The 23,206-nt window shown below is 27.2% G+C and carries 26 protein-coding genes and 2 pseudogenes; 1 reads left to right on the top strand and 27 read right to left on the bottom strand.

Features of this window, described 5'->3' with window-relative positions; all coding sequences use genetic code 11:
- Nucleotides 1-44: 44 nt before the first annotated feature.
- The 24 genes and pseudogenes from L3B98_RS06610 to L3B98_RS06495 form a co-directional block, all read right to left on the bottom strand.
- On the bottom strand, nt 45-1,127 hold the full coding sequence (locus tag L3B98_RS06610; RefSeq protein ID WP_238916026.1) for an Ig-like domain-containing protein: 1,083 nt from the start codon (nt 1,125-1,127) through the stop codon (nt 45-47).
- Between the two features lie 289 nt (nt 1,128-1,416).
- Nucleotides 1,417-2,388 (bottom strand): Ig-like domain-containing protein, encoded by a 972-nt coding sequence (locus tag L3B98_RS06605; RefSeq protein WP_238916025.1) that lies wholly within the window; start codon nt 2,386-2,388, stop codon nt 1,417-1,419.
- 294 nt (nt 2,389-2,682) lie between these two features.
- A complete protein-coding gene (locus L3B98_RS06600; protein WP_238916024.1) occupies nt 2,683-3,723 on the bottom strand; it encodes an Ig-like domain-containing protein in 1,041 nt (346 codons plus the stop codon).
- A 243-nt stretch (nt 3,724-3,966) separates the two neighbouring features.
- Nucleotides 3,967-4,134 (bottom strand): hypothetical protein, encoded by a 168-nt coding sequence (locus L3B98_RS06595; RefSeq protein WP_238916023.1) that lies wholly within the window; start codon nt 4,132-4,134, stop codon nt 3,967-3,969.
- A 1-nt stretch (nt 4,135) separates the two neighbouring features.
- Entirely contained in the window at nt 4,136-4,417 is a 282-nt protein-coding gene (locus L3B98_RS06590) for a hypothetical protein (RefSeq protein ID WP_238916022.1), read from the bottom strand.
- Between the two features lie 23 nt (nt 4,418-4,440).
- Entirely contained in the window at nt 4,441-5,358 is a 918-nt protein-coding gene (locus L3B98_RS06585; RefSeq protein ID WP_238916021.1) for a hypothetical protein, read from the bottom strand.
- 96 nt (nt 5,359-5,454) lie between these two features.
- Nucleotides 5,455-6,696, bottom strand: coding sequence for an Ig-like domain-containing protein (locus L3B98_RS06580; RefSeq protein WP_238916020.1), 1,242 nt, complete (start codon nt 6,694-6,696; stop codon nt 5,455-5,457).
- A 2,911-nt stretch (nt 6,697-9,607) separates the two neighbouring features.
- Nucleotides 9,608-9,880 (bottom strand): hypothetical protein, encoded by a 273-nt coding sequence (locus L3B98_RS06575; RefSeq protein WP_015392850.1) that lies wholly within the window; start codon nt 9,878-9,880, stop codon nt 9,608-9,610.
- A 5-nt stretch (nt 9,881-9,885) separates the two neighbouring features.
- Nucleotides 9,886-10,098 carry a hypothetical protein gene (locus L3B98_RS06570; protein WP_015392849.1) on the bottom strand — a complete coding sequence of 71 codons (213 nt, stop codon included), beginning with the start codon at nt 10,096-10,098 and terminating at the stop codon, nt 9,886-9,888.
- Nucleotides 10,092-10,526 (bottom strand): hypothetical protein, encoded by a 435-nt coding sequence (locus tag L3B98_RS29085; protein WP_015392848.1) that lies wholly within the window; start codon nt 10,524-10,526, stop codon nt 10,092-10,094. Before L3B98_RS29085 ends, L3B98_RS06570 begins: the two co-directional genes overlap by 7 nt.
- Nucleotides 10,527-11,068: 542 nt before the next feature.
- Nucleotides 11,069-11,209, bottom strand: a complete 141-nt coding sequence (locus L3B98_RS06560; protein WP_156875915.1) for a hypothetical protein — start codon at nt 11,207-11,209, stop codon at nt 11,069-11,071.
- A 181-nt stretch (nt 11,210-11,390) separates the two neighbouring features.
- Entirely contained in the window at nt 11,391-11,702 is a 312-nt protein-coding gene (locus L3B98_RS06555; RefSeq protein ID WP_238916019.1) for a hypothetical protein, read from the bottom strand.
- A 78-nt stretch (nt 11,703-11,780) separates the two neighbouring features.
- On the bottom strand, nt 11,781-12,023 hold the full coding sequence (locus tag L3B98_RS06550; RefSeq protein WP_238916018.1) for a hypothetical protein: 243 nt from the start codon (nt 12,021-12,023) through the stop codon (nt 11,781-11,783).
- Between the two features lie 177 nt (nt 12,024-12,200).
- Nucleotides 12,201-12,326 carry a hypothetical protein gene (locus tag L3B98_RS28850; RefSeq protein ID WP_257788326.1) on the bottom strand — a complete coding sequence of 42 codons (126 nt, stop codon included), beginning with the start codon at nt 12,324-12,326 and terminating at the stop codon, nt 12,201-12,203.
- A gap of 126 nt (nt 12,327-12,452) precedes the next feature.
- Nucleotides 12,453-12,854 carry a hypothetical protein gene (locus L3B98_RS06545; protein WP_017810630.1) on the bottom strand — a complete coding sequence of 134 codons (402 nt, stop codon included), beginning with the start codon at nt 12,852-12,854 and terminating at the stop codon, nt 12,453-12,455.
- A gap of 212 nt (nt 12,855-13,066) precedes the next feature.
- Nucleotides 13,067-13,309: a DUF1064 domain-containing protein gene (locus L3B98_RS06540; RefSeq protein WP_238916017.1), complete on the bottom strand. Its 243-nt coding sequence runs from the start codon at nt 13,307-13,309 to the stop codon at nt 13,067-13,069.
- A 101-nt stretch (nt 13,310-13,410) separates the two neighbouring features.
- Nucleotides 13,411-13,806, bottom strand: coding sequence for a GIY-YIG nuclease family protein (locus L3B98_RS06535; RefSeq protein ID WP_015392841.1), 396 nt, complete (start codon nt 13,804-13,806; stop codon nt 13,411-13,413).
- Nucleotides 13,807-14,208: 402 nt separating this feature from the next.
- The gene (locus L3B98_RS06530; RefSeq protein WP_238916016.1) at nt 14,209-14,382 is read right to left on the bottom strand and encodes a hypothetical protein; all 174 of its coding nucleotides are present in this window, start codon (nt 14,380-14,382) and stop codon (nt 14,209-14,211) included.
- A gap of 273 nt (nt 14,383-14,655) precedes the next feature.
- On the bottom strand, nt 14,656-14,796 hold the full coding sequence (locus L3B98_RS06525; RefSeq protein WP_238916015.1) for a hypothetical protein: 141 nt from the start codon (nt 14,794-14,796) through the stop codon (nt 14,656-14,658).
- Nucleotides 14,797-16,247: 1,451 nt separating this feature from the next.
- Nucleotides 16,248-17,051 (bottom strand): annotated as a pseudogene (locus L3B98_RS06520) (tyrosine-type recombinase/integrase).
- 161 nt (nt 17,052-17,212) lie between these two features.
- Nucleotides 17,213-17,350 (bottom strand): annotated as a pseudogene (locus tag L3B98_RS06515) (sporulation initiation factor Spo0A C-terminal domain-containing protein); the annotation flags it as partial.
- A 309-nt stretch (nt 17,351-17,659) separates the two neighbouring features.
- Nucleotides 17,660-18,370: a protein kinase gene (locus L3B98_RS06510; RefSeq protein WP_343073649.1), complete on the bottom strand. Its 711-nt coding sequence runs from the start codon at nt 18,368-18,370 to the stop codon at nt 17,660-17,662.
- A gap of 204 nt (nt 18,371-18,574) precedes the next feature.
- Complete coding sequence (locus tag L3B98_RS06500) at nt 18,575-18,925, bottom strand: hypothetical protein (RefSeq protein ID WP_238916013.1); 351 nt, start codon at nt 18,923-18,925, stop codon at nt 18,575-18,577.
- A 178-nt stretch (nt 18,926-19,103) separates the two neighbouring features.
- On the bottom strand, nt 19,104-19,457 hold the full coding sequence (locus L3B98_RS06495; RefSeq protein WP_238916012.1) for a hypothetical protein: 354 nt from the start codon (nt 19,455-19,457) through the stop codon (nt 19,104-19,106).
- Nucleotides 19,458-19,623: 166 nt separating this feature from the next.
- On the opposite strand from L3B98_RS06495, the gene L3B98_RS06490 reads away from it, so the two are divergent.
- Complete coding sequence (locus L3B98_RS06490; protein ID WP_238916011.1) at nt 19,624-20,040, top strand: hypothetical protein; 417 nt, start codon at nt 19,624-19,626, stop codon at nt 20,038-20,040.
- Here L3B98_RS06490 and L3B98_RS06485 read toward each other — a convergent pair.
- The 3 genes from L3B98_RS06485 to L3B98_RS06475 form a co-directional block, all read right to left on the bottom strand.
- On the bottom strand, nt 20,024-20,164 hold the full coding sequence (locus L3B98_RS06485) for a hypothetical protein (RefSeq protein WP_238916010.1): 141 nt from the start codon (nt 20,162-20,164) through the stop codon (nt 20,024-20,026). The genes L3B98_RS06490 and L3B98_RS06485 overlap by 17 nt on opposite strands.
- Nucleotides 20,165-20,401: 237 nt before the next feature.
- Nucleotides 20,402-21,241, bottom strand: a complete 840-nt coding sequence (locus L3B98_RS06480) for a hypothetical protein (RefSeq protein WP_238916009.1) — start codon at nt 21,239-21,241, stop codon at nt 20,402-20,404.
- A gap of 901 nt (nt 21,242-22,142) precedes the next feature.
- On the bottom strand, nt 22,143-23,150 hold the full coding sequence (locus L3B98_RS06475) for a tyrosine-type recombinase/integrase (RefSeq protein ID WP_238916008.1): 1,008 nt from the start codon (nt 23,148-23,150) through the stop codon (nt 22,143-22,145).
- Nucleotides 23,151-23,206 lie beyond the last annotated feature (56 nt).

Here is a 23,206-nt window from a genome sequence, read left to right as displayed (position 1 = left end):
AGGCACCTACATTTTTGTAAGTGCCCATTATATAAATAAACATATTAATATTTTCTTATTTCAAAAGATGTTATTTGATTATGTACAACATCTTCTTCTACTGATATATTTGAATTTACTGTTTTATTAAATACATATGTTAACTTATTTTCAAATTCTGATTTATTATTGTACCATGATTTAAACTTATCAACCTCAGAACTTGAAACATCAAATACTTTTGTTTCTCCATCTGTTAAGTTTATTATTAAAATTGCCCCTATTTTCGTATCAGTTGTTGGATTATCTGGTTTAGGAACATCTTTCTTGGTTACATTGATAGTACATGATGCACTTAACTTATACTCATCATTTGTTGTAGCTGTTATTGTACAAGTTCCTTCTTTAAGCGCATTAACTTTTGTTATTTTACCATTAGTAGGATCAACTTCTATTGTTGCTATTGAAGGATCACTCACTGTCCATGTTACTCCTACTGATGCTGGAGTTGTTGTTGCAGTTAATTTTCCTGAATCCCCCTCTGTTAGATTCATTGTTGATTTATCTAATGTTAATGATTCATTATATGGTAATAATTGTCCATCTATATCTATTGCATCTATTCCTACAAATGTATTTGAGTTCTTTGATTTAGATATAACAAAGCTATGAATTCCAGGAGACAAGTTAAGTTTTTGAATAACTATTACTTTTGATTTTGGATTATCACTCCCATCATTAACCTGCCAAATATTTTCTGAAACACCATCCAAAGTGAATATCGCATCAGGATCTCTGTCCTTAGCTAACGGTGCTATAATTCTCAATTTTGTACCTGTAAAGCTAAATCGAAGAGTAGCATCAGAAACCTTAGTAGAGTGACCTGTATAATTTACGTATCGAGTATCATTATTTTTGAACGAACTCCAATTGTCTTCACTGTATTCTATTGTGCTATTAGTATCATCATATCTTATCCATCCTTTTTCAGGTTGTTCTAGTATATCTCCCTGTTTAGGAATATTACTTAAAACAGTACTTCCAATCTCTTTATATTCCTCTGATGCAAAAGCACTAGTAGCACATCCTAAAATTAGCACCAAAACCATCACAAACATAACACTAAACTTTTTAAAGTAATTTTTCATTTATCATTTCTCCCTTATATTTCAATAATAAATGAATGCGCATTCCTTATATTTATTTTAGTTCTAATACCTGTTAAATCCAACAATAATCGTAATACAAATTCCTTTATATCTAAGAAATATAGTAATTTTTTACAGTATTCATTTTAATGTAAAGATAAGCCAAATAAAAAACACCTATAATGGTGCTTATTTGGCTTATTAAGTTTTCATCATATATTTCTAGTATGTAGCAATATAAAAAGGCACCTACATTTCTGTAAGTGTCTCCTATATACTTAAAATTCTATTATCTTACTTCAAACCAATCTATTTGATCATGTACTACATAATCTTTGTAAGTGCCTTTTGTAAACTTATATGTAGCTGTCAATGAATGATCTTTATCTCTATTTTCGAACCATGATGTAAATTTATTAATTTCATCTTGTGATACAGTGTATTGTTTTATTTGTCCATCTACTAATTCTATCAATAAATTAGCATCTCCAGAAGGTTGAGTTGGTTGAGGATCATCTTTTTTAGTTACTGTAACAGTACAGATTGCAGTTGAACCATCTGCAATTTTTGCTGATATTGCACACACACCCTCATTAGTTGCTATTACGTTACCTGTCGAATCTACAGTTGCTATTGAAGTATCACTTGATGTCCAAGTTACTTCTGCACTGGCTGGCGTAGTAGTTGCGATTAATTTTTGCGCATCACCTATTGTCAAATCAATTGAAGACTTGTTTATATCTATTGATGGTGATAATAAATATCCACTTGAATCTATATCTATTGCATCTAACCATGTTGTATAACCTAAACTTGCTGAAATGGTTACAGTATGAATTCCTAATGTTAATCCTGTTTTTTCATATGCTATTACTTGATATAACGAAGACCCTTTTTCTGAATACGTTGTCGATTCTGAATCTATAGTGATTTTTCTGGTAGCATCTCCTGTTAAAGTATTTAACCCTATTATTCTTATATTTTTTCCATAAAATGAAAATTTGATTTTAGCATCAGATGAAGAACTATACCATACATGACCTTCATACCTACCAGCATCTGTCGCATTTACCCATCCAGAACCTTCTCTTAGAAACTTATTATTATCATCATCAATTCTCTGCCACCCATTTTCAGGTAATGCTAATTGTTGCCCAACAGTAGCTGCATTAGCACCATTTCCACCATATATCATTCCAATTCCAATAATAGCTAAAGCCATCATAAACATAATACTAAACTTTTTAAAGTAATTTTTCATTTATCATTTCTCCATTAATATAATTTTAATAATAAATGAACGCGCGTTCCATATATTTATTTTAATAGTTATACCAATATAATCCAACAATAATCGTAATACAAATTCCTTTATATCTAAGAAATATAGTAATTTTTTACAGTATTCATTTTAATGTAAAGATAAGCCAAATAAAAAACACCTATAATGGTGCTTATTTGGTGGCTTATTAAGTTTTCATCATATTTTCCTAGTACTCACCAATATTAAAGGACACTTACAATTTATGCAAGTGTCCTTATATAAACATACATATTAATATTTTCTTATTTCAAAAGATGTTATTTGATTATGTACAACATCTTCTTCTACTGATATAGTTGAATTTACTGTTTTATTAAATACATATGTCAACTTATTTTCGAATTCTGATTTATTATTGTACCAAGATTTAAACTTATCAACCTCTGAATTTGATACATCAAATACTTTTGTTTCTCCATCTGTTAAGTTTATTATTAAAATTGCCCCTATTTTCGTATCAGTTGTTGGATTATCTGGTTTAGGAACATCTTTCTTAGTTACATTTATTGCACATGATGCACTTAAATTACTACCATCTGTAGTGGTTGCTGTTATTGTGCAAGTACCTTCTTTTAACGCATTTACTTTTACAATTTTACCATTAGTAGGATCTACTTCTATTGTTGCTATTGACGGATCGCTTGATTTCCATGTTACTCCAACTGCTGATGGAGTTGTTATTGCAGTTAATTTATCAGAATCACCTTCTGTTAAATTAATTGTTGATTTATCTAATGCTATTGATTCATTAGGATCTACTAGATATCCAGTATAATTTATATCTATAGCTTTTAATGTTAAATCATTACATCCATTAGTTTCTGAAGTATTAATATTTTTTAATTCGATAATATGATGTCCTACAGACAATCCAGAATCTTCATATATTAAACCCTTAATTGCGGTAATATTTTGAGAATAAGCTGAATAAGTACCAATAATATTTCCATCTATTTTAATTTCAACTTTAGGAGAACCATTATTATCATACCATGATATAATTCTAAATTTACTTCCATAAAATCCAAACTTTATACTACCAGTATTATCATTTCTCAGATAATGCCCACCATTTTTATTTATCCAATTTGATCCGTTATATATTATTTTATTATTGTCATGTTCATATCTTGTCCATCCTTCTTCAGGATTAACTAATTCCTGCCCAATAATAGTAGCATTAACAACATATCCATTTTGAATCATTCCAATTCCAATAATAGCTAAAGCCATCATAAACATTATACTAAACTTTTTAAAGTAATTTTTCATTTATCATTTCTCCCCTTTATTTAATAACAAATGAATGCGCATTCCATATCTTTATTTTAATTCTAATGCCTGTTAAAACCAACAATAATCGTAATACAAATTCCTTTATATCTAAGAAATTCAGTAAATTTTTAGATATTTTATTATCAATATTTATACTATTTTACTTAAAATGGATAACAATAAATGACTTTTTATTTAAGCCTTTAATGCTATTTATGTTTATTTTATTGATAGTTCTTACTATGATGCACTAGTTTCAGTATATTTGCTTTCTGCTAATTGCATTAACTTAGTATATTCATCCTGTGAGATTACGTTAAATGCAAAGAATACACCCAACTTCTTTTCTACATCATCCTTAGTTGGATAAAATTTGTTGTTAATAAGATTCTCCATGATTAAATCCATTTTACTTACCTCCATTTTCTTTTAATAATATTTGTTCTTGTAAATTTGCTAATTGAGCTTGAGTTTCTAGCAATTGATCTTGTGTTTTTTCTAAATCTGTTTTTGGTATATCTTCAAGTATTGGTACGTTTGGTATTTTACTTGTATCAATGCCTGTTAGAATTTTATTTTCTGGTAGTTCTATTTCTAAATACTTTAAATCTCCTTGTGGTTTTTGATAACTTCCTGTTATCGGTGAACTAAAAATAGTTCCTGTATTATCATAAATTATTAATGTGCTCATATTTATTTTATCCTCCTAATTAATTAACTATATGCAAACCAAATTATAGTATCCCCACCGCTAACACCGTCAGTATTTAAAGGCATAACGAAGCTCCCTCCGTTTACTCCTAATGCTACTGTTGATTTTGTACTTGCTATACTTAAATTAAACCATAGTTGAGAATAACCATAATCAATTGTCAATGCAATAGAATCTGGCATTGAGTTATGCCAGTAAAACCTAGTAGTAGGCTTTGATTGTGAATATCCAAATATAGCTGACAGTGTGAAATTAAGACCAGATACAGATATCAATTTTGCGGCAGCAGAATTGTTAGGTCCATAAACGTTGTATCTTGTAGATCCTACTATAGCGGTATTAGATGCAAATTGTCTTCCTCCTATACTTGCTATTGTTGCTTGACCATTAATTAGACTTCCATTAACCCATGCACTAAATCCCGATAATATTTGTGCCGATGATGCATTAGCTGGTGTTTGGCTTGCTAAACTATTTGCAGTAATTGTTCCACCACTAGCATGACCAGATGGAACATTAAAGCTTTGTCCACAATTCAAATTAGCATTTAATTGCCCATTTTCAGGCATTGAGCCTGTTACTACTCCACTATCTCCGGTTGCTGTTTTACTTATTAATAGATCACCTGATGTTAAATTCCCACCACCTCCTTTACCCAATACAATAAAATTTGTGCCATTGTAGCATAATTGATAAGGTAGTCCAGCCTTTAATCCATTAGCAGTGATAGGATTTCCTAGTGTATCTAAAATTGTTTTAGCTTCCAAACCATTAATATTAAGGCTACTTGCACCTGTGCTAGCTGTTCCTATTTTTATACGCACTGTTAAGCCATCTTTATATGCTGTAATATCAGTGTTAGTAACTGTATAAGCATTAGTTCCAGTTGTAGCCCCACAATAATATATTCTATCTTGCACAATATCTGACTATTATGCAGCAATATTTAAAGGTACCTACATTCTGCAAGTACCTTTTATAAACTTTATATTTAATTATATTTTCAAACAATCATTTTATGCTATTACAGTTGAAGGTATTTTAATTGTTACTGTTCCTCCAGGTAGTATATCTCCAACGTTAACTATAATGTTTTTTGATGTTGAACTTGAATCAACTGTTCCTTGAGTAGTTGTTACTCCACTAACGTTAAAATCTATATGATTAGGTGCTGGATCATTAACAACTACTGCTTTAGCTGTCTTTGTCCCAGTATTAGTTATAACAAGAGTATATGTGAAATTATCTCCTATCCATACGTCTTTTACATCTGCTGTTTTTACTAAACTCAATTTAGTGTCAGATGATCCATGAAATATAATCGTAACCTCTCCATCAGGATTATTGGTATTGGTACCTTTGGCATGAGCAATATTATTTATATACTCTGTATCTGTTGGTTGTGGATCTGGTGTTGGTATTGGTTCAGTTTTTTTAGTTACATTTATAGTACATGATGCACTTAACTTATACTCATCATTTGTTGTAGCTGTTATAGTGCAAGTTCCTTCTTTAAGAGCATTTATCTTTGTAATTTTACCATTTGTAGGATCTACTTCTATTGTTGCAATTGAAGGATCACTTACTGTCCATGTTACTCTAACAGCTGATGGAGTTGTTATTGCAGTTAGCTGTTCTGAATTACCTACATTTAGATTCATTTTTGATTTATCTAATGATATTGATTCATTAGAATCTATTAAATAGCCATCATTATTTATGTCTATAGCATCAAAATTTAGCCCTAAATTAGTAGTATATAATTCAACAGTGTGAATTCCTTTAGTTAGTGAATTGTTTTGGTATAATAGTAATTGATAAATCTCACCATTTATTTGCTCTGAAAAATCCCCACATTCAATTCCATCTATTTTAATATAAACGTGATCTGAATAATAATTATTAATATTTTTATATCTATGAGCTATAAATCTAAAGTTACTCCCAAAGAATTTAAATGTAACAGACGAAGGTATAGAACAGTAATGATGACCTGCATTATAAGTATTAGAATTGTTGTCCTTTCTCCAACCACTACCTTTATAAATGAATTTATTATTACTATCATCATACCTTTTCCAACCCTTTTCAGGATTTTTTAATATATCCCCAACTTTTGCACTATTTTCAACAGTATTATTTAAATTAGCAGTTCCAACCACATAACTATCATCTGCGAAAGCACTAATTGATGCACCAAACACTAACATTACAGCCATCACAAACATTATAATAAACTTTTTAAAGTAATTTCTCATTTATCATTTCTCCCTTATTTTCAATTATAAATGAATGCGCATTCCATATATTTTATTTTAGTTCTAATACCAGTTAAATCCAATAACAATCGTAATACAAATTCCTTTATATTTAAGAAATATCGTAAATTTTTACATGTTCAATTATCCATATTTATACTATCTTACTTAAAATGGATAACAAAAAAAGACTTTTAATTTAAGCCCTTAATGTTATCTACACTTACTTTATATTAATCAGCCTAAAACCTTAATTATATTTAAGAAAGTATTTATATTAATTTAATCTACCTGACATAATACTGTCACAAAAGAATCATATAATAAAAACATAAAGTAGTTAAAGCATTATTATTTACCCCTTAAATAATACATATTAGCCAGTATTTAGAATAGTCTGTTACACCCTAGCAGGCTGTTCTATTTTTATTTTATAGAATATTTTCAAAGAATATCTTATTGCTTCTCAACGTGAATCATTTTTTTAAGTTGTAATATTCTTTTCTAATAATTATCTGATTGACATTACTTTTAATAATCTACAATAAACATAATCTATATATTTTAAGGAAACTTTATGCAATAAAAAAAACGCTTTTAATCTATTTATTTTTTAAACAATAGATTAAAAGTGTTTCTATTTACACATTTATATATTTTCAAAAGAACCCAGTGAAATTTGTACTAATTTCTTAATTATCTTTGTATTAAATTGTTTTTATTTGAAAATAATGGTATAATAAATATGCCATCTCGAATAATTTATATATCGCAGGAGGCGGTACACATGAAACGTAGACTTAACAGAAAACGTTTCGATAAAGAACTAGTGAAAGATATATTTGTTTTTCTTGGATCTCTATTTAATTTAGTCTCCGTAATTCTAAAATGCTTTAAATAATAAATTGATATACAAAAGTAAAATTTATAGGATTAATGTAATTATATTACTTAAAAGCGTGAATGGTACTCACGTGAGATGGTAAATAATATAATTAGAAAGTCCTTTTATTTCATTAAATTATCAAGTACAACTTAACAACTTATCCTACCCAAAACACAGATATTATTATACCATAAATAGGAATAAATGTAAATAGAAAAATAATTCTATAAGTATAATAATTAAGAAAAAAATAGGGATAGTAAAACAAGAATTTCTTCTGTCTACTATCCCTATTAATCCTTTAACTCACACTATAGAACAAACTGCCTAAAGTTGCTTTGATAGCGAAAACTAAATACTCGGTCTCAATCCATATTTCTGTATCATTACCTCTGACATAACGCTTAATACCTTGGAAGTAATTCAATATCGACTCATTCGTAACAATCACAAGCATAGGATAAATAGTTTGTAATAATATGACCTTTATTATTTATCATTCCACTTTTAAATCTATCAAATGGAAATTTTCTCCTGTGTACTCACTCTCTCCTTTTTCCCTATGACCATATACAGGCATATTACTATATTTATTACATAAATAATATTTCAATTCACACCAAGCATTAAATTGTTCTGTTGGCATTTCTATTCTATTATCGTAATTACCCTCTAAAGCAATTCCAATAGTATTAGTATTACAACCTTGGCAATGTACACCAATAGCATTATCTGGCCTAACCTTATGTACTGAACCACCTAATCTAATATATAATGATATCCAATATCAGCCCATCCATTTTCATTTTTATGCATATTATGTATTTGTTTATTTGCCCATCATATTATTTTTCACCTTCCATTTTATCTGATCTTCCATGGGCAAATTGAACACTTTCTTCAACTTTTATAAGTCTACTATCTTGATTTTTTATATCATTCTTTAAATCCTTAGATATTATTACTAATATTATCTAATTTAACATTTATCTTAATTTAATCTACCTGACATAATACTGTCACAAAAGCCTCATATAATAAAAACATAAAGTAGTTAAAGCATTATTATTCACCCTTAAATAATACATATTAGCCAGTATTTAGAATAGTCTGTCACACCCTAGCAGGCTGTTCTATTTTTATTTTGTAGCATATTGCCAAAAGATTCTTTATTATTTTTATACTTGAATCAATTTCTTAAGTTGTAAGATTCTTTCCTAATAATTATCAGATAGACATAGCTTGAAGTAACCTACTATATTACCATCTATTTGTTTTTTAAGAATTTTAGGCAAAAAAAAACACTTTCAATATATTAATTCTTAACTAATATTATATATGCCATATTTTCCAACAACAAAAAAGAATCTAGTATAACTTGTACTAAATTCGAAATAATAATATTTATATTATTATTTTAAGCCTCCTACTTATTATTTCAAGTCTTCGAAATTGTATTTTTTACCATATAATGATATACTTAACATGCCATCTCGAATATTTATACATCGCAGGAGGCGGTACACATGAAACGTAGACTTAGCAGAAAACGTTTCGATAAAGAACTAGTGAAAGATATATTTGTTTTTCTTGGATCTCTATTTAATTTAGTCTCCGTAATTCTAAAATGCTTTAAATAATAAATTGATATACAAAAGTAAAATTTAAAGGATTAGTATAATTATATTAATTAAAAACGTGAATGGTACTCACGTGAGATGGCAAATAATATAATTAGAAAGTCCTTTTATTTCATTAAATTATCAAGTACAACTTAACAACTTATCCTACTCAAAATACAAGTCTTATTATACCATAAATAGAAATGCATGTAAATTATTAATGTGATTCTATAAGTAAAATAAAAGAAAAAGATAGGGATAGCAAAACAAGAATTTCTCCTGTCTATACTATCCCTATTATGTATTGGCTAGTTGTGCAATTTAGCCTTAAATATTATAACATATTAAATATTTACTGTGTAATACGAATTTAAGAACAATTCTCCTATCCATTATCCCTATACTACCCTAACTTTTCCATTATTCTATCCACTTTTTGTTCTATGTCTTCCATTTTAGTATTTATATTACCCACAAATGAAGCATTAGTTTCCACCAATACTTTATTATTCTCAGTTATTGTACTAAGTAACTTTAAAAATTCATCTAATATTGGTTTAAAAAATTTATCACATAATGCTTTAAATCCTCTATAAACACCATAAATAATTATCAATGCTAGTCCAATAGGAAATCCAACGCTTCCTATTAAACTCCCCATAGCTGTTAAATCCATTATTGTCACCTCCATTCTGCTTTATCAATTTCTTTTGTTTGATTTACTGCATTGTCTTGTCTTTCTTTTCCAAAATAAAAAGCCACTAACATTGTATAAATTGTAAGAAATTCTGTACTCAATCGATTGTTAATTTCCAATATTGCAAATACTATTGTAAGTATCACAGTTATTAAAAATCTCCCTGAAGTTAATTTGTTTACTATTCTATCTAACATTCTATCCACTCCCCTTGCTCATTAAATTTATATATTATTGTTTCATTTGTTGCCATCTTACAATCATTCTTAAAGTAATACCATTTATCCCTGTATTTTAACCATCTATTTTGATAACAATATCCTTTTTCATCAGCATAATACCAATCATTTTCTAATTGAAACCATTTATTTTGAGGATATGTTCCATCACTATTAACATGCCAAAATCCTTTGTCATCTTGTTTCCATATGCCATTGGAATTCTTTGCTACATTTTGCACAACTTGACCAGTTAATCCACATACAATTGCATTAGATATTGCTTCAGCTCCAATTGAATTATATTTATCAACATCACTTTGAGTATCGCAGAAACATATTTTGATAAGTATATCTGTAGCCCTAGGATGTTTAACTACATATAATCCAGAACCATCCTTAATCACTCTATTTGAAATCCTAAAGCCACAATATTATTTAATATATTTCTAGCTTCTGGAACTTCTTTAGCATTATAAGTAAATACTTCTGTTCCAACTCCACCGCCTGCATTTGCATGTAAACTAACATAAAAATCTACATTGTTATTATCAGCCTTTTGACATCTTTGACATAGTGAAGCTGAAACACTTGAAGCTTATGTTGGTCTTACTCCAATTACTGTATGGCCTAATGTAACTAGTTTAGCCAATACTAATGTTCCGACTGCATTTATAATGTCTTCTTCAGCTACAAAACCAACCGCTCCTCTGTCACTTCCAACTCCATGCCAAAATCTACTGCTATTTTCATTTATAAATCACTCTCTTTCCATAAAATTAGGCAATAAAAAAACAGGTGCATATAAACACCTGGAATTATTGCTTTTTTTCTATTGTTAAATTACGTTATTATTATGTTAATTTTTCCTATTACAAAGAAAAATATGTAACATGCCAATTTCTAATCATTAATTTTACTTTGCATATTGTAATCATTTAGAACTTGATTAATCTTCATCTGGACAATCTTGAATCATTTCTTGTTTCATTTCATCAAGTAAATCTTCAATATCTTTTATTAATCCCACAAAATCTACTATGTCTTTTTGTGTTAATGAAGTACCTAACCGAGAATTAATAGTCATCAAAATATATGACCTTTCCTCTCCATAATGTTTTTCCTCATCATACTCTTTTAAATTAAGTGAACATTATTCCAAATACAATTATATTTACTATCGCTAAAAATTTATCCAATTCAAATCCTCCTAAACTCAATTTTCTGCATAATAAAAGAGCACATTTTGTGCCCTAATTTAGAATCCTTTTTTAAAAATCCAATTCTTTAATTATATATACTCGCCATTCACCATTTTCTTTTAATTTCTTTATATAACCTAAATTTTTCAAATCTTTTTGATAATTCACAACTAATTCGTTACCCATATGATCTGGCGATCCTTCATAAACATAATCAATCATTTCTCTAAGATTAGTTTTAGCCAATTCTGTATTATTTTCTTTACTCTTATTTAATATATACTCATATGACCTAACTAAATATTTTCTATAATTACCTGTTGGATTTTCCTTTTGAGCCCTTAAATAATCTAATTCTTGTTTCACTTGTTCTTCTGTCATTTCTTTTCTCACCATCTTCCATATAATACAATTATACAAAAGATGGCAAACTCCTCTAAAATTATGCAAGTATATAAATTAACATTTCATCCCCATAAACTTCCTAATATCATTAATATCTTTTTCTATTTTAATTATTGTTGATTTATTGCTTGTGATTGCAGCTTCATTAATAACGTCTTTGTCATGAAAGTTAATTTCTTCTTTTAGTTCTTTTAAGATAGTTCTATATATAAAGCAACATCCAAAATGATTTTCTTTCTTCAGAATATCTGCATAAAAGAAAAGTACCGCAATTATTATATAAAGAAATAATAACAATTTATTTCATGATTCTCTATTTTACTTATTCTTTTAAATGTATCTTTATATATATTAATAGGTTCATTATTCATATTGTCCACCTTCCATATAATTATATCCTTATTATGTAAAAAGTGGCATGATTATGTAAATAGTAGGAACCCTGTTTGTAAAGTTATTTCAATAAATATCTATTTATTTTTTATTTAATAGGTGCAACTCCATTTCTTTTGCTATATTGAATAACTCTTTCATATCGTAGTCATCTTCTAGTTTATTTTCTTTTTTCATAATATATTTTAAGAATTGCACATCATTCATAAATTTCACCCCAATATATACAATTATGTAAAAGATGGCAAAATACTTTATTAAGTTCTACAAATTAGTATAATAAAAGAACCCTATTTCTAGAGTTCTTTCAGTTTTTATGTAATTCTACATTCTTTAATACCTAACAATAGTAAGATATTGTCGTGAATATAAAACTCCATTTTTGTATGCGTCAATTACAGCTGTTCCAGGTGCTTTTCCAATTACAATCATACCTTGTATAGTAACATATTCCGATCCAGACACAACTTTTATTGAATCTCCTGTCAAGGAAGTCCAATGTCCGACTCCTAGTTTACTATAATTTGTAATGGCATTTGTTTGTTGAGAACCACCAAATAAATTACTTAAATCTGTTCCATTAATTTTAGTTGGTTCTTTTCCACCAAATAAATTACTAATGTCTGTTGCATTAATTTTAGTCGGTTGGCTTCCATTAAATACAGATGCTGATGCGCTAATTGTAGAACCAAATAACGTACAAGCGGTAAGTGCTATAACAATTAACTTTTTCATTCCTTCACCTCCTCTATATAATATATTATACAAGGAATGTAAAATTCCTTTTTATTTTCCAAATTAATTTTAATTTTCCATAAATTCTTTTAATTTCTTATTCCAAACTACAACTTTATAATCATATTAAGGATATTTTAACTTCATCATTTTCCACTTAATTTTAAAAGTTTCTTCTATTGTTTCCTTGCAACCTTTACAATCAACCATAATTATTTCACCAGTAGTAAGAACTCCAATACAAAATCGACAGTTAAAGATATCTCCCTAACTGCCTTATTATTCTTATCTCTAAATTTATTTTGAATTATATATTTAACTTGCCTTTGAACATTACTAATTCCTAGTTTGTCCTTATTTTTCAATATGTATTGATAATAATTGTATTCAGTTTCAGAATCCCACTTAATTCCATCTGAATCAGTAATTTTTTTACTATAAAATCTCTTTCCCATTATTTTTACCCTTACTCTCCCAAACAATATCCATTGCAGTATTTATCAAAACATACACTAACAAAAGAACACAAGTAACTTTTAAATTAGTGCCATTGTCTCTAACAACTTTTACTAATGCATCTAATTCCATAAATTATCTTAGAACGCTTTTCCTTATATTCTTTTGCTTTGTCTAAATTTCTAATATATTTTTCTCTTTTCCTAACCATATTACTGTTATATCCATAGTCTTTATCAAAGCAATCACTATATAAATTCATATACTTTTGTTCTGTCTTAAATAAATCTTCTATAGCACATTCCTCTAATACAATAAACTCAAAACTGTCTAATCCATAATTAACAACATCTTCAACCATGTTTTTATTACCTAATCCATTTGCTAACTGACTCTTATAGTGGCTAAATCTCTTATCAATGTCAGTTGCTGAGCCTATTCTAATTCTTTTAGTCACATTGTTTTTAATTAAATATACTCCATTAATTTTACACATAATAATTCCTTCCTTTTTCAACAACCTGTTTAGTCGGTTGTCCACTTATTTAAATTTATTTTTCATTTTTATATTGTATTTAAATAATTATAATATTTTTAACATAAAAAATAATAAAAAAAAAGCACCCCAACCAAGTAGTGCTTCATCAGTGATTTAGTATTTGTTTACATATCAATTCAGTAGTCCTTTGAAAAAGGCACTCCATCCTACCAAAGACAAGTGCTAATTTCGTAATTATTTAAGTACATAATTTTATGCTTATCTAGACACTATAAGCAAAGATTATAGTTACCAGCCTATACCCTATTTTCTCTTTTTGGGAAGCGATGCGTAATAAAAACTTTATATAAAACAAAAGATGTGAGTTTTTATTTTACTCACACCTCTATATAATCTAATTTATTTCTTTGTATTAATTATATAATCTTTATACTCACATGTTTCAATAAATTCACACTTCTCAGTTTTACATCTTAAATTTGCGCCATCATTTGCAAAAGGTAGAATTATATTTGTCTGTGTACCAATTTTTCTTACATTCACATCATAACCTTTTTTACATTCTTTTATCATTTGATTCCTCCTATGTTATAGTTTACAAATATTATAACATATTGTTAGGATATTTGTTGATAATTTTCGACATAATTTCATTTTTTTTATTAATTACATATTAATTCTTTAACTTGTTTCTCCTCTACTATCATCTCTTCAACTCTCAGAAGTTGCAATTTCAATAAATTCCAATGATCTTTTACATTGATTAATAGTCAATATATTTTCTTCATTAGCTTCCAATCCAGATATTGTATCAAGACAATCTTCCAATGCCTGTTCGGTTTTAAGTTATGATTCAAATTCAATTTGCTTAAGATCGTCTATAACTTGTCTCTCAGAACATTCAGATAATTTATCCATTAATTCTTCAGCCTCGTTAAGTGTAAATCCACCTCTTACCATTTTCTTAACCATCATCATATTACTCATAATTAAGCCACCTTTCTAAGTTGTTGTAACATATTTTCAACTGCATTGCCAATATTTACATAACCATTTTCATCCATTATGTATTTCTGCCTTAGCAATTATATCTTCAGCATTATTATCACTTCTATAAGCTACTATTTCATTTTTAATATATGAACAACCTACATTGCTTATATTGAGCTTTTTACATTTATCTAATAATCTATCTCGGATGGATTAATTAAATTATTTTTATCTATTTCAACTAAATAATTTTTTAACTTAAGTTCACATGAATCGGTTTTATCATGTAATAAATTTTTAATTTCATTTATATCTCTTTAAAAAGACCAAAGAACTGTATAGTTCATCAGCCATAAACCTTAATTATATTTAAGAAATCATTCACCTTAATTTAATCAACCTGACATAATCTTGCCACAATTACCTTTTATAATAAAACCATGATGATGATAATTTTTCATAAATATATTACCCTTTAACACAGTATTCAGGATAGTCTGTTACCCATTAACAGATTGTCCTTTTTATTTTTATAATTATCTACTCATCATTTCATTTACTATCTTAAATAGAATAATTTATATTAAGTTAATTAATTTGACATAATGTTGTCACAATTACTTCTTATAATCATAATTGTTAGGCTTGTTAAATTATTACTGCAACTATAATTTAATATTGTCCAAACTCAGTACTATTTTCAAATGACTTATTACACCACAATAAGTCACTTTTTTATTTTCTTACCAAAGGCTGATTTACTGAATAATTTTTAAGTAAAACTTGACTTATGAACAATGCCCAGAGAATAATGTTTTAAATTGAAGAATTTGAGCAAAAAAATAATTTACCTATAAGCTATCAAAAAAATTAAATTCTTGATAGTTCATAAGCAAATTAACTCTAAAGCTAATGTTTTGAGTTGAATAGGAATCGCTTTAAATCTTTGTTATTAATTACATTTCTGTATAAGCAGTTTTACCAACTAATACTTGTCCTAGTTGTTAAATCACTACTCTTTACCCGCCTTTAGACACCAAGTAACCACCGAAGCTGTTATTTATAAAGGTATTGGTCGCCACGCACCTATGTCATATAAATACTTTCCTAGCATTTATAACAAAGATAATTAATACTAGCTTTATATGACATTGTCACTCTATAGCATCGGTTGACCAGACCTATGGGATATTTTATACTTGTCCCATCGCATAGCAAGTAAAGTTCGCTTTAAAATTTTGCGAACTTAATAAACCATAGCATCTTTATTTTTTGAAAAATTTGTGATATCATAATTTTATCGAGATTATGTTACCACTTGAATAAGATGGTACAGATTATAAACTATATTCAATTGTAGTTTTAGAGTAGGTAAGTTGCTGGTAACAACTCACCTATTTTTTTATTTAATTTTTATCTCTTCAAATTTTTAGTTGTATAATCTTTCCCTAATAATTATTTCTATTCATATTTTCTAAAGGACTAAATCTCTGATATTTTTTTCTAAAATCCTCGTCCATTAAATCAAGATAGGATTTTTCGGTAACAGTCACCGAGCTATGTCCTAAAATTTTACTAAGCTTATGAATAATTGTTTGACTATAATAAACAACTCTGTCTCTTCTACCCTTGTTAATCTCTGATGGTATTAAAATAGTTCTTCTTGTAAAATCAACATCATTAATAGTTAAATTTAAAGTTTCATTTAGTCTCATCCCAGAATCCATAATAATATTACATATAATATAATCACGATACTCATGGAATTTTGTAATATCTATAGATTTTATCAGTTTATTGAACTCAGCATCTGTTAATTGATCTTTGGCTTTTCTTTCAGTTTTTACAAATTTACATTTAGATACCGTATTTTGCTTTATCATCTGATTTTCTTCTAATCAATTAAAAAACACCTTAATATTCCTCAAATAATTGTTTAATGTACTGTCAGATACTTTTTTACCTATATCTGACCTTCTATCAATATTAGCTTTAACCATTCCATCTATGCTTGCTACAAAACTATATTTCCCCCTATCTTTTGTAAATGTAATGTATTCTTGTACAATATCTTTATTAATCTTATTAATATCTGTAATATCCTTTTCTTCTTCAAGGTATCGCATAAATAAAATTAATGTTTGATTATAAGATTTAATAGTTTTAATAGATAAATTTTTATAGTTACAATAATCTAAAAAATCTTGAATTAAATCTATCATTAGTTTTGTTTTTTTAATAATTCTTGGCAAAGAAAAAACACCTCCTATACATCAGTGCTTGAACTGACGTACAAAAGGTATTTATTTAACAATTTAATTTTAAGTTCATAGATACGAAATGCTAAAATCCATAGCGATTTTCATTATGTTTATCGATATGAAATTTTCACTAAATAAGTCTGTCATTAGACCTAGCTAACCTTGTTTTTCAAACGAAGCTTATCAGCGATAATAGCGATAAATTCACTATTTGTAGGTTTACCTTTTTCTGTATGGACAGTATATCCAAATAGTCTATTAATAGCATCTATTTGTCCTCTACCCCATGCTGACAAGTCCCAACGACTATAGACATTTAACCATTAAAGCAATTATATTTTACTTTCCACTCTAAAATTATATATATTTTTCCTAATATTAGTTGGTATAACTTATTGATATTAGTTGCTATTATTATATAGCTTTTTTATAAGTAATTCAACTGGTGAACCCACCTATTTATTTACCTTTGCATTATTTTAATTAGAAGTATTTGAACTAACTAATATTCTTTATAATCTATATATTATAAAAGCAACTAATGCAAATTTTTAGCATAAAAATAGAAGAAATAATTAGGTCTTAACTTGTACTAAAAATTAAAATGGCATATCATAATCATCATTTACCTTTATTGTTCTTAATCTTGATACTATATTCCTACAAAGCAATTCTCGCTCATATGTATTAGATTTCTTCATTAAGTCATAAAAGTCTTTAACGACTGATATTCCTATTTTTTCTGAATTAGTATATTTAAAATTTGTTTTAATAAAGCATTTAATTAAATCTTCATTATTTTGAATCAAGTCTTCAAAAATACTTTCTTCTAGCACTATTTCAAGCTTTTTTAGAATAATATTTGAATCCATTTCATATTCTTGATAATTATTTTCATGTTCAATTATTATGTTTGTCAATCCATCTGCAAAATACATATATATTTCTTTCTTATAATCATCTATCATAATATTTTCAATTATACTTTTATTTATCTTCTCTCTAATTGCAATGAATGAATCAATTCTATCTTTCTCATTAACTTTAATCATGTTCTCAATTATATAATTATATTTAAAATTCTTCATATTATTTGAATCTAATATTTTTTTAAATAGTTTTCCTAAAAAATACATATCTGTTTTACTAGTATATTTCCAATCTAAAATTTCATCAGGCATCTCACTCACTGGCCATTTTAAAATAACGCTAGCATCCTCTTTTGAATTATTTTTAATATTTTTACCAAATCCAAAATCTATTATTTTTACTACACCATCATTTGTAATTAGTATATTATTCGACCTTATATCTCTGATGATTGAAGAATATATTGATTACTATAACAATATACGCTTGCAGAGAAATCTTGGTGTATTAACACCAATGGAAAAGCATGAAATATATTTACATGCAGCATGAAAACTGCCAGCAGGTTAGACCCACTGGCAGAAAATTTTTTGTTTTTTTAATTGTCCACTTGACGGGAAGCAGTTCATAAAACTATCTCTTTTCTATTTTATAATTTCTTTTACATATATTTTTTGTGGTTGTCCACGTTTTATATCTCTTTCAATTAAATCAAATTTTTCTAATTGTTTCAACATTCTAGTGGATACACTATTTGTTGTCCCTACAACTATTGAAATTTTCTCTCCAGTTATAGCAACATACTCTTTACCGTCTTTATCTTTTTCTTTTGGCAACGCAGAAAGAAGACCATATAATATAGCATCATTATGTCTCAATCTATCAGGATCACCATCTTTATTGTATTTTGGGTTTATCAACAATTCTATCGGTACTGGTATTGATTGACCATATTCTTCTAATATATTATCAATATCTTTAATATCTTTGTTCATTATAATATCACTCTCCCATAAAAATATTAACCAGCAAATTCACTAGTTATTTTTATATTTCGATAAAATTACAAAATATCCTTTAAATTACATAAAAATATTTAAATAATTATAACCAAAGAGTTTATTAAATATTAAAAAAGACCACCATTTAGGTAGTCTTAATAGAATAATATAGTTATTTAGTCTTATCAATACTATAACTCCAAAATTTATCACCATCTAGTATTTCTTTTAATTCTTTACTTATATTATGACGTATATAAATTGTAGAGCCATTAGCAATACCAGTCCGCAAATAATTACGTGCTGATATCAAATCATTTTTTTGAATTATGTTGGAATATCCTAATATAAAGCTTGCAATTCGATGACATTCTTGCAAATCCTCAAAATAAAAATCTTTTTCTTTTATTATGTCTCCAATGACTTTTCTTATTAAGTCAGAATACTTTTCTATTAACTTCATATCTTCATTGAATTTTTTTACATTAATTACTCTCACTAGTGTTTTGCCTTTATTTTTATTCATTTACATTTCTCCTTTATCATTAGTATTATTGATAGTATAGAAAGAGTTTATTAAGAAGAATAGTGGAAACTTTTTCCTAATTTTTTAAATCAAATGGATAAAGTGTATTAATTATATTTAAAATGGAGAATATAAAAATAAAATATTTTGAAAGTGAGTGTTATTCATGAATTCCGATGTAAAACTTGAACTATCATTTGCTACTACAAATTCATATATATTTAGAGGTATATTATCAGGAAAAGATATAGAAGTTCATATTCATATTGGTCAATACCATGTAATGCATATAAATATAATTGTATCAGATTTAGGTATTTTTATAATTAAAGATAGAAAATTCTTAACTTATTTAGATAATTTGATGTTAGAAATAAGTATGCAAGTCGCTAATTTATTCGGATTTCTTAATACTGGTTATAATGTCGAAACCTATTTTCATATTAATTTTAACAGCATTAGAATTAATTTTCCACCATGTTTCATGATAGATTCAGACGAGGAATATAAGCGAATACGTTCAAATCTCAGCGAGATAATTTTTAATAAAATTAAGACCTTTAAACCTAAAGAATTTTATTGATATTTAAAGTTGTCATTTCATCAACTGTTTTAGTTTGTCCAATTATTTTATGTGATTGAGATATAAAATCTTCACGTGATTCAATCGGTAAATCAAGTAGTGCAAATATTTTAAACTGTCCCAACGTTGAGACGCCTACTATAATATAAAAATAAAGGAATAGTAAGAGAATTTTCTTACTGTTCCTTTATTTAATAATCGCTAATTAGATTTTTGATATAATACTATTATGACAGAAATTTTTTCGCAATAAGTATACTAAATATCCATAAGCAAATAATTATAATAAGTATTAAAAATAATATATATTTTATTACTTTCTTTATTTTATTATTTAATATTCAAATCACCTCTAACATAATTATTGGGGAGTTGTCCAACCTTCAATGTTTTTGTTAACATCTCCCTGTACACCAAGTTCAGCACTTCCATATTTAACTCCTAGCCCTTTCCATATAAGACTAAATGTAACATCAGATGTAGCCCATGCTTTTTGTGAATTATAATCTAAAGATACATCACTCCAATTAGTATCTAAAAGAGGACTGTAATTTTTTCCTGTATATGCGTTACCATCATCTACAGATAAAACTTCATCACCATTATGAGTATATTTCACCCATATTATGGCTTGAAAAACATCAACATCAAAAAGTGTGATAGCATCTTTATATGTTCCTGTTACTTTATGTTCTTGAGCATCTCCATAAGATGATTTACTAATACTATTACTTTTATTTGACTTATCAGTATCTTCAACATTTGAACTTACTGTAACTTTTATATCGTCATTATATTTAAAAACCTTATTAGATGTTGATTGACTTGAACTATTAAGAGAAGATAAAGATGACTTTTTAACCTCTTGTTTTACAGCATTATTTGCAGTCTTAATAGCATTAGACATAATTTCTGGATTGTTAAGATATTCAATAAATTTATCTTGTTTTTCTTTTGTTAATGCTTTAAATTGACTTAATGCAGTTTTTAAATCAGCTTTTTCACTTCCAGTAGATTTTTTTATTTTTTCGTTAAACCATGAAATATAAGAATCTTTTGTTAGTGTATTGTTTTTAATAGAAGATTCAATTAAAGTCCCATTTGTAGTAGTTGTAGTTGCAAATGCAGGAATAGAAGTTGTCCCAATTACAGTCGTTAAGATTGCTACAACTGCCAATAGTTCTATTTTTGTTTTTTTCATATTCTTTTCATTCCTTCCTTTTTATTATTGTATTACCTATTATATACCTATTTATTATAAAATTCAATATTATGTATTATTATCCAGAATGATTCTATAATCAAAATATTAAAATAAGTTTCAAATAACCTTTATAGTACTTAGAGTTTAGATATTGTAGGTTTAATGTGGGGTTTGTCAAAAATGTTAGTGACACCACTAACAAAGCCAATAAAAATATAAATATAAATAATTAATATTGTATAATATCTAATTATTAAGAATTTTTATGCTTACTTTGCTTATATGTAGCTTATGTAAAAAGCGTTATAACAAGTGGTTTGTAATCCATAATGCACTAGATAGTTTCTATTTGAGATACTTCTAAATAAAAGACTTGAAATTTACTAAATAATTTTAAAAGTTAAGCTTGACTTATGATTTTGTACTTGATATTGTTGAGGAATTTTCAGATTTTGGATATAAGAAAGCCGATTTTTCACGACTTTATCATTGTTGAGTCTGTTTACGAGTTTCATCAACAAGCTTACATATTGTTACTAGACACTAACAACCCTGTCCATATGTAAGTAGCATCAATTGTTATTTCACCACCCTAATTATAAAGCCTTTGGGCATTGGCTCTAAGGTAATTGCTCCCCATAAACTTTACTGCATCGGCTTTATGTAACCTACCAATATTATTTATAGTTGTAATGGTGCTTGTACAACTTACATATTGTATTTTTGACAATATGATACCAAGCCTATTGACACTTCAAAATTTTTCAAATACAATAAACTTAACATATGGTCTACTGGTATTTTGAAGTATCAATAAGATTAATAAAACTATATTTAATTGTAGTTTGGAAGTAGCAAGGTACTGGTAATACTTTGCTACTTTTTATTTGATTTAATATTAATTTTTTCTCATATTTTCCAATGGACTAAATTTAACATAACTTTTTCTAATATCCTCATCTGTGACATCTAAATATGCTTCTTGAGTTACTCGAACATCTGAATGCCCTAAAATTTTAGATAATATAAAAATATCTCCACCTGATAATAAAAATCTTTTACTGAAGTTATTACGAATTTGGTGACAAGTTATCGATTCTGCAAGATTAGCTCTCATACAATATTTTTTCAAATTTTTCTCAAAGTTAATTATATTAAAATTAGAACCTCTCGAACTAGTAAACACATACTCCGAATCGAAGTATCTTTCTTTATAATCAATCCACTTTTTTAATATATTTTGCATTATTGTGCTAAAAAAGACATATCTATCTTTTCTACCTTTTGTTATCTCACTAGGAATGAAAATAGCTTTTTTATCTATTAATATATCTTCTGTTCGCAAATTTAAAGTCTCTCCAATTCTCATACCCGTATCTAGCAATAGTTGTAAAATAACATAGTCTCTATATTCTGCATAAGAGGTCAAATCTAGGCACTTTAATACTTTGTTAAAGTCAACATCCTTTATTTCCTTTTTAGGCTTTCTGCTGTGCTTATAAGCCTTAATTTGCACTACTGGATTACTCTTAATTACCTTATTGTCATATAACCATGTAAAATATACTTTAATGTTTCTCAAATAGTTATTCACCGTATACATCGAAACCTGTTTTCCAAAATCTCCTCTTGCACTTGGATTGTTATACTTTAGTGAATCACTATCTACAACATATGAGTATTTTCCTTTTGATCTTGTAAATTCTAAATATTCTTTTATTTGTTTTGATGTTACCTCAAGCGGCGTAAATACGTTAGCTTCATCAGACAAATATTTAGCAAATAGTTTTAATGTACTTTCATAAGATTTCATAGTCTTTTTAGTTAAATCTTTGTTTGTACAATAAATCATAAAATCATTAATACTTTCTTCAAAATCATAAATTCGTTTAGTAATTCTTGGCATAAAAAATAAGACACCTCCTAATCAATTTTTCACAAACTGATTAAGTGATGTCTTAT

Origin of the sequence: Clostridium sp. YIM B02555 (assembly GCF_022320955.1) — a bacterium.
Taxonomy (GTDB): Bacteria; Bacillota; Clostridia; order Clostridiales; family Clostridiaceae; genus Clostridium; species Clostridium saccharoperbutylacetonicum.
Note: the sequence above shows the minus strand (reverse complement) of the source record. Positions and strands in the feature narration are given on the sequence as shown.

Bases quoted from the DNA above. Each gene is read 5' to 3' on its own strand.
- L3B98_RS06575 (WP_015392850.1), bottom strand. From the start codon at position 9,880: ATGGATTTAACAGCTATGGGGAGTTTAATAGGAAGCGTTGGATTTCCT.
- L3B98_RS06495 (WP_238916012.1), bottom strand. From the start codon at position 19,457: ATGAATAAAAATAAAGGCAAAACACTAGTGAGAGTAATTAATGTAAAA.
- L3B98_RS06540 (WP_238916017.1), bottom strand. From the start codon at position 13,309: ATGGGAAAGAGATTTTATAGTAAAAAAATTACTGATTCAGATGGAATT.
- L3B98_RS06475 (WP_238916008.1), bottom strand. From the start codon at position 23,150: ATGCCAAGAATTACTAAACGAATTTATGATTTTGAAGAAAGTATTAAT.
- L3B98_RS06500 (WP_238916013.1), bottom strand. From the start codon at position 18,925: ATGAACAAAGATATTAAAGATATTGATAATATATTAGAAGAATATGGT.
- L3B98_RS06595 (WP_238916023.1), bottom strand. From the start codon at position 4,134: ATGGATTTAATCATGGAGAATCTTATTAACAACAAATTTTATCCAACT.
- L3B98_RS06545 (WP_017810630.1), bottom strand. From the start codon at position 12,854: ATGAAAAAGTTAATTGTTATAGCACTTACCGCTTGTACGTTATTTGGT.
- L3B98_RS06530 (WP_238916016.1), bottom strand. From the start codon at position 14,382: ATGATAAAAGAATGTAAAAAAGGTTATGATGTGAATGTAAGAAAAATT.
- L3B98_RS06600 (WP_238916024.1), bottom strand. From the start codon at position 3,723: ATGAAAAATTACTTTAAAAAGTTTAGTATAATGTTTATGATGGCTTTA.
- L3B98_RS06555 (WP_238916019.1), bottom strand. From the start codon at position 11,702: ATGACAGAAGAACAAGTGAAACAAGAATTAGATTATTTAAGGGCTCAA.
- L3B98_RS06570 (WP_015392849.1), bottom strand. From the start codon at position 10,098: ATGTTAGATAGAATAGTAAACAAATTAACTTCAGGGAGATTTTTAATA.
- L3B98_RS06610 (WP_238916026.1), bottom strand. From the start codon at position 1,127: ATGAAAAATTACTTTAAAAAGTTTAGTGTTATGTTTGTGATGGTTTTG.
- L3B98_RS06580 (WP_238916020.1), bottom strand. From the start codon at position 6,696: ATGAGAAATTACTTTAAAAAGTTTATTATAATGTTTGTGATGGCTGTA.
- L3B98_RS28850 (WP_257788326.1), bottom strand. From the start codon at position 12,326: ATGAATGATGTGCAATTCTTAAAATATATTATGAAAAAAGAAAATAAA.
- L3B98_RS06480 (WP_238916009.1), bottom strand. From the start codon at position 21,241: ATGAAAAAAACAAAAATAGAACTATTGGCAGTTGTAGCAATCTTAACG.
- L3B98_RS06535 (WP_015392841.1), bottom strand. From the start codon at position 13,806: ATGTGTAAAATTAATGGAGTATATTTAATTAAAAACAATGTGACTAAA.
- L3B98_RS06590 (WP_238916022.1), bottom strand. From the start codon at position 4,417: ATGAGCACATTAATAATTTATGATAATACAGGAACTATTTTTAGTTCA.
- L3B98_RS06490 (WP_238916011.1), top strand. From the start codon at position 19,624: ATGAATTCCGATGTAAAACTTGAACTATCATTTGCTACTACAAATTCA.
- L3B98_RS06605 (WP_238916025.1), bottom strand. From the start codon at position 2,388: ATGAAAAATTACTTTAAAAAGTTTAGTATTATGTTTATGATGGCTTTA.
- L3B98_RS06525 (WP_238916015.1), bottom strand. From the start codon at position 14,796: ATGAGTAATATGATGATGGTTAAGAAAATGGTAAGAGGTGGATTTACA.